Here is a 10,976-nt window from a genome sequence, read left to right on the forward strand (position 1 = left end):
TGACCGAGATGCTCAAGCGACCCGCGATGCCAGTCCCTTCCGGAACCGGTCCGCGGCCAACGGCCAAAACCGCCGCCTGCGCATCCCTTCTCACAACACGGTATCAACAATATCCAAGATCCCGCGGCTCTCAGGAGAACCGCAACACCCCGCGCCCATTCCCTTCAAGGAGTGGACCGCCAGGGCCAGAATGTCTCTGTTTTCCCGACCCGTCGGCGCCTCGTTAGCGGCCACCGCGTCGGGAGGCGCTTTATATGCGGGGTCCCCCGGGGGTGGCAAGCACTTTTTTCGACCCACGGCGATTTTTCCCGCCGCCTACCCCCGACGCACATGACACCCTTTTCATTGGCTGCGCCGCACCGGGAACCGCATAGTCGGGCCAACAGCTGAAGTGACCTCCAGCTTGGACGCGGCAGTAATCAATGGTTCGTTAACCAAAATCCGGTAAGGTTGCACAACGGCACAAAGTAGCCGCCAGCCGACCGCCGGGACCACCAGACACAGGTCCGACCGCCGCGATTGCGCTGAACCATTTTATAAAGGCTGACAAGCGTGACATTGCTTCGCACGCCGACCTTGGTCGAAGCCCCGGGCGCCGGCCATCGTTCGTCCGAATCTTCGAACGATGCCCTCTCCTCTTCCCCTTCCTCTTTTCCCATTCCCGGTGTGCTGCGGGGCAGCGCGATGCCGGAGCTGCTTCGGGACGAATTGCTGTCCGACATCTTCGCGCACACCGCGCGGACCATGCCGGAGCAGACCGCCATCCTGTTCGACGGGCGCCGCGTCAGCTATGGCGAGTTGGAAGCCCGGGCGAACCGTGTCGCCAACGCGTTGCGCGCGCGCGGCTATGGTCCAGGGAGCTTCGTCGGCCTGTGGATGACACGGTCGCTCGACCTGCATGTGGCGCTTCTCGGCGTCCTGAAGGCCGGCGCGGCCTATCTGCCCTTCGATGCCGATGCGCCGGCCGAACGCGTGGGGGTCAGCCTGGCCGACTGCTCGGCGCCGGCCATCCTGGTGGACGCCGTGACCGCGTCGAAGGCAGCAGGGCTTGCGGTGCCGGCGCTGCGGCTGGAGGAACTGGCTTGCGATGATGAATGCGCGCCCGACCTTCGCGCGGACGGCGTCGGCCGCGATCATCCGGCCTACGCAATCTACACCTCGGGCTCGACCGGCAAGCCCAAGGGCATCGTCATCAGCCACGCCAACATCTGCCACTATCTGCGCGCCGCCAACAGCGTCTATGGGATCACCCGCGACGACGTCGCCTTCCAGGGCGCGTCGGTGGCCTTCGACCTGTCGCTGGAAGAGATCTTCGTGCCGTATCTGGTCGGCGCGACGCTCTGGGTGGCGAGCCGGCAGGTGCTGGACGAGGCCGACCGGCTGGCCGACGTGCTGAACGACGCCGGGATCACGGTGCTGGACACCGTGCCGACCCTGCTCGCCATGCTGCCCAAGGACGTGCCGAGCCTGCGCGTCGTCATCCTGGGCGGCGAGGCCTGCCCGCCCGCGGTGGCCGCGCGCTGGTGCCGTCCGGGTCGGACCATCTTCAACAGCTACGGCCCGACCGAGGCGACCGTCGTCGCCACGGTGGCCGAGGTGCGCCCGGACGAGCCGGTCACCATCGGCCGGCCGATCCCGAACTACAGCTGCTATGTGGTGGACGAGGCGCTGGCGCTGGTCGCCCCCGGCACCCAGGGCGAGCTGCTGATCGGCGGGCCGGGGGTGGCGCAGGGCTATCTGGGGCGCCCGGAGCTGACCGCCGAGAAGTTCATCCGAAACAGCTTTGCCATCCACGGCAACGACCCGCTGCTCTACCGCTCCGGCGACGCGGTGAGCGTCGACCCGAACGGCAACCTGCTGTTCCACGGCCGCATCGACGACCAGGTGAAGATCCGCGGCTTCCGGCTGGAGTTGGGCGAGATCGAGGCCAAGCTGACCGACATGGCCGGCGTGAGCCAGGCCACCGTCGTGCTGCGCAACGACAACGGGCTGGACCGGCTGGTCGCTTTTCTGGTGCCGCAGCCCGGCGCCACGCTGGACAAGACGACGCTGCGCGACCAGTTGCGCACCCAGCTGCCGAGCTACATGGTGCCGGCGCATTTCGAGGTGACGGACCGCCTGCCCCGCCTGACCTCCGGCAAGGCCGACCGCAAGGCGCTGCAGGCCGCCCCGCTGACCGACGACGCCGGCCCCGGCGAACAGGACGAGCCGCAGACCCCGACGGAGGCCGCCCTGCTGGAAGCCGCCAAGCGCGTCTTCCCCGGTCAGGCGGTGCCGCTGGAAGCCGACTTCTTCATGGATCTGGGCGGGCATTCGCTGCTCGCCGCGCGGTTCGTGTCGGCGGTGCGGGAGACCCGCCATCTCGACGGACTCACCCTGCAGGACGTCTATGGCGCCCGTAGCCTGCGCGCCATGGCCGAGCGGCTGGACGCCCGCGCGCCGCGCGGCGGCAACGGCGGTGGGGCGGAGCGCAAGGACCGCTCCTTCACGCCGCCTCCCCTGCTCCGCCGCTTCCTCTGCGGCGCCGCGCAGGCGGCGGCCCTGCCCTTCATCCTGGCGCTGATGACGGCGCAGTGGCTCGGCGTGTTCGTCAGCTACATGCTGCTGTCCGGCGAGGACGCCAGTTTCCTCCAGGAAATCGCCACGCTGCTCGGCGTCTACATGGTGATCAACGCCGCCACGGTGGTGATCGCCGTCACTGCCAAGTGGCTGGTCATCGGACGGACGAAGCCCGGACGGTACCCGCTGTGGGGCGCCTATTATTACCGCTGGTGGCTGGCGCAGCGCTTCATCAGCCTGGTCCACCTGAAGTGGTTCCAGGGCTCGCCGGTCATGCGGGTCCTCCTGCGCGCGCTCGGAGCCAAGGTGGGCGACGAGGCGCTGATCGGCGAGTTCGAGTCCGGGGCCATCGACCTCGTGACCATCGGCGCCGGCGCCTCGATCGGCGGCAAGGTGAAGCTGGCGAACGCCGAGGTGATCGGCAACGAGCTGGTCATCGGCGCGGTGGACATCGGCGCGGACGCCTATGTCGGCACCTCCTGCGTCATCGGCATGGACGCGGTGGTCGGTCACGGCACGGAGCTGGCCGACCTGACCGCCCTGCCCGCCGGCGCCCGCACCGGCGCCTATGAGCGCTGGGACGGCTCGCCGGCCCGCCGCGTCGGAAGCGTCGACCGGACGGAACTGCCCGCACCGGCGACCGCCGGACGGCTGCGCCGCGGGGTGAACGCCGCCTTCTACACGGCGATGCTGCTGGCCCTGCCGCCGATTTCACTGATGCCGATCTTCCCGGCCTTCTACCTCTTCGACAATCTGGATGGGGTGCTGGGGTCGGTGTTCGGCGTCAGCTACCTCTATTACCTGCCGCTGATCGCCTGGCCGACCGCCATGGCGCTTGTCGCGGTGACGGTCTGCATGATCGCCGCCGTGCGCTGGATCGTCCTCCCGCGCGTCGAGGCCGGCACCTATTCGGTGCACAGCGGCTTCTACCTGCGCAAATGGATGGTGGCGCTGTCCACCGAGGTGATGCTGGACACGCTCAGCTCGCTCTACGCCACGGTCTACATGCGGGCGTGGTACCGGCTGATGGGCGCCAAGATCGGCAGGGACGCGGAAATCTCCACCAACCTCGCCGGGCGCTACGACCTCGTGGAGATCGGCGAGAAGTGCTTCATCGCCGACGAGGTGGTTCTGGGCGACGAGGACATCCGCCGCGGCTGGATGTTCCTGAAGCCGGTGAAGACCGAGGCGCGCGTGTTCGTCGGCAACGACGCGGTGGTTCCGGCGGGGGCCAGCATCCCCACCGGCTCGCTGATCGGCATCAAGTCGAAGCCGCCCGCCAACGAGGCGATGTCCGCCGGGGAGACGTGGTTCGGCAGCCCGCCGATCAAGCTGCCGGTGCGCCAGCGCTTCGACGGGGTCGGCGCCAACTGGACCTATGAGCCGTCCAAGGCCCGCCGCCTGGGCCGCGCGGTGTTCGAGGCCTTCAGCCTGTCGATGCCGACGATGCTGTTCATCACCTTCGGTACGCTGGCCGTCGAGCTGTTCGCCCCGGCCATCCTGGAGCAGCGCTACGGCGCCTTCCTGGCGCAGTTCCTGGGGGTCAGCGTCGCCATCCCGGTGGCGATGGTAGCGGTGGTCATCCTGGTGAAGTGGTTGCTGATGGGCCGCTACACGCCGACCGTCAAGCCGATGTGGTCCTGGTGGGCCATGAAGACGGAGGCGGTGGCGGTGCTCTACTGGGGTCTGGCCGGCAAGGTGTTGCTCGACCATCTGCGCGGCACGCCGATGCTGCCCTGGGTGCTGCGCCTGTTCGGCACCAAGTTCGGCGAGGGCGTCTTCATGGACACCACCGACATCACCGAATTCGACTGCGTGTCGGTCGGCGACCACAGCGCGGTGAACGCCCTGTCGGCGCTCCAGACGCACCTGTACGAGGACCGCGTGATGAAGGTCGGCTGCGTGAAGGTCGGCCGCGGCGTCACCATCGGCGCCGGGTCCACGGTGCTGTACGACACCAGCGTCGGCGATTACGCCCATCTCGGCCCGCTGACCCTGGTCATGAAGGGCGAGGAGATCCCGGCGCACACCGAATGGGCCGGCGCCCCGGCCGAGCCGGTGGTCGAGGGGCAGCCCGAGTTGACAGCTCAGTTCAAGAGCGCTGCGTAAGACCTTGTCGGTGTTAATGTGTTGCGGCCCGGCATCCAGCGCTTCGGTGGTGGGTCCGGGCCGCATCCTTTTCAGGCCTGGGCAACGCCCTTTCCTTATCGCCGCAGGGCGTTCCGTTCCCGTTGTGCGGCGGGCGCAGGGGTGTATAACGGTGCGCGAGCGTGGCCCTGGCCCTTTTGCGCGCTGCCGCGCGCCGCATCGGGGCCTGTGACCCAAAAACAGGAAGGAAGCCCCCCGAATGCCCGATGACATCAGCTCCGCCCGTGGCGCCGCGACGCTGTTCCCGCTGGCCAAGGACGACACGACCTACCGCAAGCTGACCTCGGATCACGTCTCGGTCGTCGAGTTCGACGGCGAGCCGATCCTGAAGGTCGAGCCGGAGGGCCTGCGCCTGCTGGCGGAGGAGGCGTTCAAGGACATCAACCATCTGCTGCGTCCCGGCCATCTCAGCCAGATCCGCGCGATCCTCGACGATCCGGAAGCCTCGCCGAACGACAAGTTCGTGGCGTTGGATCTGCTGAAGAACGCCAACATCGCCGCCGCCGGCACGCTGCCGATGTGCCAGGACACCGGCACCGCCATCATCATGGGCAAGAAGGGCCGCCGCGTCTTCACCAAGGGCGGCGACGAGGCCGCTCTGTCGGAAGGCGCCCGCGACGCCTACCTGAAGCGCAACCTGCGTTACAGCCAGCTCGCCCCGATCTCCATGTATGAAGAGAAGAACACCCGCAACAACCTGCCGGGCCAGGTCGAGATCTACGCCGAGGGCGAGGACGCCTACAAGTTCCTGTTCATGGCCAAGGGCGGCGGGTCGGCCAACAAGACCTTCCTGCATCAGGCCACCCCGTCGGTGCTGGCGCCGGACCGGCTGTTGAAGTTCCTTGAGGACAAGATCCGCTACCTCGGCACCTCGGCCTGTCCGCCCTACCACCTCGCCATCGTCATCGGCGGCCTGTCGGCGGAGCAGAATCTGAAGACGGTGAAGCTGGCCTCGGCCCGCTACCTCGACAATCTGCCGACCGAGGGCGGCGAAGACGCGCACGCCTTCCGCGACCTCGCCATGGAGGCCGAGGTGCACAAGCTGACGCAGACCATGGGCATCGGAGCCCAGTTCGGCGGCAAGTATTTCTGCCACGACGTCCGCGTCATCCGTCTGCCGCGTCACGGCGCCTCCATGCCGATCGGCGTCGGCGTGTCCTGTTCCGCCGACCGTCAGGCGGTGGGCAAGATCACCAAGGGAGGCATCTTCCTGGAGCAGCTGGAAACCGATCCGGCAAAGTACCTGCCGGAAATCACCGACGGCGATCTGGCCGGCGAGGTGGTGAAGATCGACCTCAACCAGCCGATGAGCGAGATTCTCGCCACGCTGAAGCGGTATCCGATCCGCACCCGCCTGTCGCTGACCGGCCCGCTGATCGTCGCCCGCGACCTCGCCCACGCCAAGCTGCGCGCGCGGCTGGACGCCGGCGAGCCGCTGCCCGACTATTTCAAAAACCACCCCATCTATTACGCCGGCCCGGCCAAGACGCCGGAAGGCTATGCCTCGGGCTCCTTCGGTCCGACGACCGCCGGGCGCATGGACAGCTTCGTCGAGCAGTTCCAGGCGGCGGGCGGCTCGATGGTCATGCTGGCCAAGGGCAACCGCAGCCCGGAGGTGACGGCGGCCTGCCAGAAGCACGGCGGCTTCTATCTGGGCTCCATCGGCGGCGCGGCGGCGCGCCTGGCTCAGGACTGCATCAAGAAGGTGGAGTGCGTCGAGTATCCGGAACTCGGCATGGAAGCCATCTGGCGCATCGAGGTCGAGGACTTCCCGGCCTTCATCATCGTCGATGACAAGGGCAACGACTTCTTCAAGGAATTGAAGCTGGCGTAACCGGTGGCGCTCCCCGTCCCCCGCCCCGCACGGCAGGGAGGAGGACGGGGAGCGCAACGGTTCATACCGTTGAGCGTCAGTCAGAGCCGACGCCCGACGGCCTCAATCATCCGCGTAAGGGTTCTTCTGCTTCCGCAGCAGCAGCCGCACCGGCACGCCCGGCAGGTCGAACGTCTCTCGCAAATGCGCGATCAGATAACGCTGGTAGCTTTCCGGCAGATCGAGCGGCTTGTTCACGAACAGCGCCACCGTCGGCGGACGCGTCTTCACCTGCGTGGCGTAGCGGATCTTCACGCGCCGGCCCTCGACCAGGGGCGGCGGGTGGTGATCCAGAACGCCCTCGATCCAGCGGTTGAGCTGGGCGGTCGGAATGCGGCGGTTCCACTGGCCGTAGGTCGACAGGATCGAATCCAGCAGCGTGTCCAGCTTCTTGCCTTGCAGCGCGGAGATGGTCACCACCTCCACGCCCTTGATCTGGGCCAGAGCGGCCTGGAGCTTGTCCTCGACCTGGCGCAGGGCCATGGCGCGGTCGTCCACGGCGTCCCACTTGTTCAGCGCGATGACCAGGGCGCGGCCTTCCTCCACCACCGTGCGGGCGATGGTCAGGTCCTGCTTGTCGAGGATCTGGTTGGCGTCCACCACGAGGAGGACGACCTGGGCCATGCGGACGACGCGCAGGGCGTCGGCGACGGCAAGCTTCTCCACCTTGGCATCGACGCGGGCGCGCCGGCGCATGCCGGCGGTGTCGACCAGCCGGAACTTGCGGCCGCGCCACTCCCAATCGACGCTGATGGCGTCGCGCGTCATGCCGGCCTCGGGGCCGGTCAGCACACGCTCCTCGCCGATCAAGGCGTTGAGCAGGGTCGACTTGCCGACGTTCGGGCGCCCGACGATGGCGATTTGGATCGGGCGGGCGCGCTCCTCGTCTGATTCCGGCTGGTCACCGACCGGAAGCTCCTCCTCCCCCTCGCCCTTGACGGGGGCCGCGGCCTTCTCGACCGCTTCGGGCTCCGGCGGGGCGTAGGGCAGCAGGGCTTCGACCAGATCGGCCATGCCCTCGCCATGCTCTGCCGACAGAGCGAGAGGGTCGCCCAGGCCAAGCTCGAAGGCCTCGTAGAGGCCGGTCATCCCCACCTTGCCTTCCGCCTTGTTGGCGACAAGGATGACGGGGGTCTTGCTCTTGCGCAGCAAGGCCGCGAAGTGGCGGTCGAGCGGCGTGATGCCGGTGCGGGCGTCCACGATGAACAGCGCCACGTCGGCGCGTTCCAGGGCGCGTTCGGTCTGGCGGCGCATCCGCGCCTCCAGGCTGTCGTCGGTGACGTCCTCCAGGCCCGCGGTGTCGACCACGGTGAAGGACAGCCCACCCACACGGGCGGGGGCCGAGCGCCAGTCGCGCGTCACGCCGGGCGTGTCGTCGACCAGCGCCAGCTTCTTGCCGGCCAAACGGTTGAACAGAGTCGATTTGCCGACATTCGGCCGACCGACGAGAGCGACGGTGAAGGACATCGGGCCGGGGGCCTTATAAAGAACCAAGGGTGGCGATCAGCGGTACGCCACCAGCGTACCGTTCTCGCCCAGGACATATAGGGTGTTGTTCGCCACGACCGGAGGCAAATAGGTGGAGGCCGGCAGCGAATAGCGGGTCAGCACCTGCCCGTCGCTGGGCGACAGGGCCAGCATCTGGCCGTTCGATCCGGTGACGTAGAGCTTGCCGCCGGCCAGGACCGGACCGGACCAGGTGATCGGCCCCTTCCTGTCCTCCAGATCGGTGAACGGCGCGAGCTGCGTGACCCAGCGGGCGTGGCCGGCCTGACGGGTCAGGGCGACCAGTTCCGAATCGTTGGTGATCACGAAGATGTGGTCTCCGGCGAGCCAGGGGGTCTGGGTGCCGCCGATCTCGGCTTCCCACAGCCGGATGCCGATGCGCTCGTCGATGGCAATCATGCGGCCGGAATGGCCGATCGCGTAGACGACGCCGCGGTCGATGACCGGCAGGCCGCGGATGTCGGCGAGGCTGCTCAGAGCGCCGCTGCGGCGGATGGCCGCCAGGCTCTCCTGCCACGCCACGCGCCCGTTCTCCGGGCGCAGGCCGTACAGTTCGCCGGAAGAATACGGGGCGACGATCAGGGTCGGCGAGGCCGCCGGGCTGACGGCGCCCAGCAGGCCCGCCGTCTCCAGGATGCCCTGATGCGACCACTGGACGGCGCCGTCGGAGGCTGACAGGGCCGTGAGCTGGTTGTCCAGCGTCAGGACGAGGACGCGCCCGCCCTCGACCGTCGGCGCGCCGCGGACCGGGCCCGGCACGCGCTTGCGCCAGATGATCGAGCCGTTGGCGGGATCGAGCGCCACCACCTCGCCGAAACCGGTGGCCGCGAAGACGCGCCCGTCGGCGAAGGCGACACCGCCGCCACTGGCGCCGCCGCGCTCCTTCTCCGGCTTGGTGTCGACACGCCAGAGCTGGCGCCCGGTGCGCTCATCCAAGGCGGCGACATGCGAGTCGGCGTCCATGGCGAAGATGCGCCCATCGGCGATGACCGGCGTCGCCAGCAGCGAACGGGAGCTGCTCGCCCCCGTGCCGACGTCACCGCGCCACGCCTCGGCGGGCGTGGCCGACAGGGCGAGGTTGCCGCCGGCGTGCTCCGGCGTGCCGCCGGGCTGCGCCCAGGCCGGGTTGGCGACGGCGGTCGGCAGGGCGACCGGCGTGCCGACCAGCCGCTGGTCGACCTCGACCTTGCGCTCGCGGGTCAGGACGGACACCCGCTCGCCCGGCAGGGGCGGATCGGGGGTCTTGCCGAACCATCCGCTGACGGTGTCGCAGCCGCTGAGCAGCACGGCCAGCAGCGGGGCGGAGAGCAGGGCGGTGCGCAGGGAGCGGCGCTTCGCGGTGGGGTGCGCGGTCGGGGCGGCCATGGGAATGCGGGTCATCAGCTCTTGCCGTAGAGGGTGGCGAGATCGGCGGCGCGCGACCGGACGCCGGCCGGAGCCTGCGAGTCGTCGGCCAATTGCTGGAACAGGGTGCGCGCGCGCTCCTTGTCCCCGGCGCGGGCGGCGAGCACGGCGCTCATCTCGCGGGCGGAAAAGCGCCAGGGATTGGCATCCGCCGTCAGAGGCTGGAGCCGCGCCTGGAGCTGGGCCGGATCGCCGGATTCGAGCTGGTGCATCACCGAGAGCAGGGCCGCCAGTTCACGGTAGACCGCGGCGGCGCCGGCGTTGTTGGACAGCGTGTCGTAGACGGCCACGGCTTCCGCCGTTTTGCCCTCGCGGGCCAGCAGGGCGGCGGCGTTCAGCTGGGCCAACGCGGCCATGCCGGGGTCGGACTTGGCGGCGAAGGCGGCCAGCGCCTCGACGCCCTTGTCCGGCCCCTGGGCGGCCTGGGACAGGGCGGCGGCCAATGCCGTCGTCCCGCTCTCCTTTTGCGATTGCTGCCAATTGCGCCAGGCGACCGTGCCGCCCGTCGCAGCGACGACCGCCAGCGCGGCCGCCAGCATGATGCCGCCGTAGCGCTTGAACACGCGCTCCATGCGGTCGCGGCGCAGATCCTCGTCGACTTCGCGGAAAATATCGCTCATGGCTCTACAGCGGCATCCTACGGCACGAAAACCGTTACAGCGGGGATTGCGCCCGCGCGCGGCTGCGGCGGGCGGTTCTGATGGTTCAAAGGGCCGGATAGCATTGGGCGCCGCACGCGGTCAAGGCGCAACGGCGCCCAACCGGGCATTAAGGCCGCGCTTTGGGCGGAATCAGGCGGGATTCCGCCATTTGATGGAACAGCCCATGCTGGCGATCTGGTCGGTCGGCCCCTGCCCCGTCTGTGCGACGCGGACCATCGCGTGAAACAGCTCGCGCGGGGCGTCGGGGATCGGCTCGCGCTTGGAGGCGTCCAAGCGCCCGCGGTATTGCAGACAGAGGTCGGCGTTGAAGCCGAAGAAGTCGGGCGTGCAGACCGCGCCGTAAGCCCGCGCGACCTCCTGCGTCTCGTCGAGCAGATAGGGGAAGGTGAAACCGTGCTCCGCCGCGAAGCGCTTCATGTTGTCGAAGCCGTCGTCGGGATAGGCGTCCGTGTCGTTCGACATGATGGCGACGGCGCCGATGCCGTGAGCCCTCAGCGCATCGACCTCCTCGACGATTCGGCCGATCACGGCCTTCACATAGGGGCAATGGTTGCAGATGAACATGACCAGCGTGCCGCTCGGTCCCTGGACGTCGGCCAAGCTGTACGTCTTGCCATCGGTTCCCTTCAGGCTGAAATCCTCCGCCTTCCGGCCGAAGTCGCACACCGGGGTTTCCGCCGCCATCGCTGTCTGTCCTCCGTTTGGGCCCATAGGCGCACCGCCGGTGCGGCGCGGGTTCGGGCGTGAGTATATGAGGTGAGGCGAAAGCCGGAATCGAAAAGGCCGCGGCGGCACCTTGTTCGTGCCTGCTCGCTGCCCTGTCG

6 protein-coding genes are annotated in these 10,976 nt (G+C 68.6%); 2 read left to right on the plus strand and 4 right to left on the minus strand.

Annotation, left to right across the window (positions count from 1 at the left end):
* Positions 1 to 684 precede the first annotated feature (684 nt).
* Both GBZ26_RS21070 and GBZ26_RS21075 read left to right on the plus strand, forming a co-directional pair.
* Positions 685 to 4,668: a Pls/PosA family non-ribosomal peptide synthetase gene (locus GBZ26_RS21070; protein ID WP_174440523.1), complete on the plus strand. Its 3,984-nt coding sequence runs from the start codon at positions 685 to 687 to the stop codon at positions 4,666 to 4,668.
* A gap of 238 nt (positions 4,669 to 4,906) precedes the next feature.
* Positions 4,907 to 6,541: a fumarate hydratase gene (locus GBZ26_RS21075; protein WP_174440524.1), complete on the plus strand. Its 1,635-nt coding sequence runs from the start codon at positions 4,907 to 4,909 to the stop codon at positions 6,539 to 6,541.
* A 102-nt stretch (positions 6,542 to 6,643) separates the two neighbouring features.
* On the opposite strand, the gene der is transcribed toward GBZ26_RS21075, so the two are convergent.
* From der to GBZ26_RS21095, 4 genes are all read right to left on the minus strand, one after another.
* Positions 6,644 to 8,047, minus strand: coding sequence for a ribosome biogenesis GTPase Der (gene der / locus GBZ26_RS21080; RefSeq protein WP_174440525.1), 1,404 nt, complete (start codon positions 8,045 to 8,047; stop codon positions 6,644 to 6,646).
* A gap of 36 nt (positions 8,048 to 8,083) precedes the next feature.
* Positions 8,084 to 9,466 carry an outer membrane protein assembly factor BamB family protein gene (locus tag GBZ26_RS21085; protein ID WP_246653603.1) on the minus strand — a complete coding sequence of 461 codons (1,383 nt, stop codon included), beginning with the start codon at positions 9,464 to 9,466 and terminating at the stop codon, positions 8,084 to 8,086.
* The gene (locus GBZ26_RS21090; RefSeq protein WP_174440526.1) at positions 9,466 to 10,110 is read right to left on the minus strand and encodes a tetratricopeptide repeat protein; all 645 of its coding nucleotides are present in this window, start codon (positions 10,108 to 10,110) and stop codon (positions 9,466 to 9,468) included. Before GBZ26_RS21090 ends, GBZ26_RS21085 begins: the two co-directional genes overlap by 1 nt.
* Before the next feature lie 171 nt (positions 10,111 to 10,281).
* Positions 10,282 to 10,836, minus strand: a complete 555-nt coding sequence (locus GBZ26_RS21095) for a thioredoxin family protein (RefSeq protein WP_174440527.1) — start codon at positions 10,834 to 10,836, stop codon at positions 10,282 to 10,284.
* Between the last annotated feature and the right edge of the window lie 140 nt (positions 10,837 to 10,976).

Source organism: Azospirillum formosense (assembly GCF_013340925.1).
GTDB classification, from domain to species: domain Bacteria; phylum Pseudomonadota; class Alphaproteobacteria; order Azospirillales; family Azospirillaceae; genus Azospirillum; species Azospirillum formosense.

What these genes read in the sequence shown, in the direction of transcription:
- GBZ26_RS21090 (WP_174440526.1), bottom strand. Translation starts at nt 10,110, where the DNA reads ATGAGCGATATTTTCCGCGAAGTCGACGAGGATCTGCGCCGCGACCGC.
- GBZ26_RS21075 (WP_174440524.1), top strand. Translation starts at nt 4,907, where the DNA reads ATGCCCGATGACATCAGCTCCGCCCGTGGCGCCGCGACGCTGTTCCCG.
- der (WP_174440525.1), bottom strand. Translation starts at nt 8,047, where the DNA reads ATGTCCTTCACCGTCGCTCTCGTCGGTCGGCCGAATGTCGGCAAATCG.
- GBZ26_RS21095 (WP_174440527.1), bottom strand. Translation starts at nt 10,836, where the DNA reads ATGGCGGCGGAAACCCCGGTGTGCGACTTCGGCCGGAAGGCGGAGGAT.
- GBZ26_RS21085 (WP_246653603.1), bottom strand. Translation starts at nt 9,466, where the DNA reads ATGACCCGCATTCCCATGGCCGCCCCGACCGCGCACCCCACCGCGAAG.
- GBZ26_RS21070 (WP_174440523.1), top strand. Translation starts at nt 685, where the DNA reads ATGCCGGAGCTGCTTCGGGACGAATTGCTGTCCGACATCTTCGCGCAC.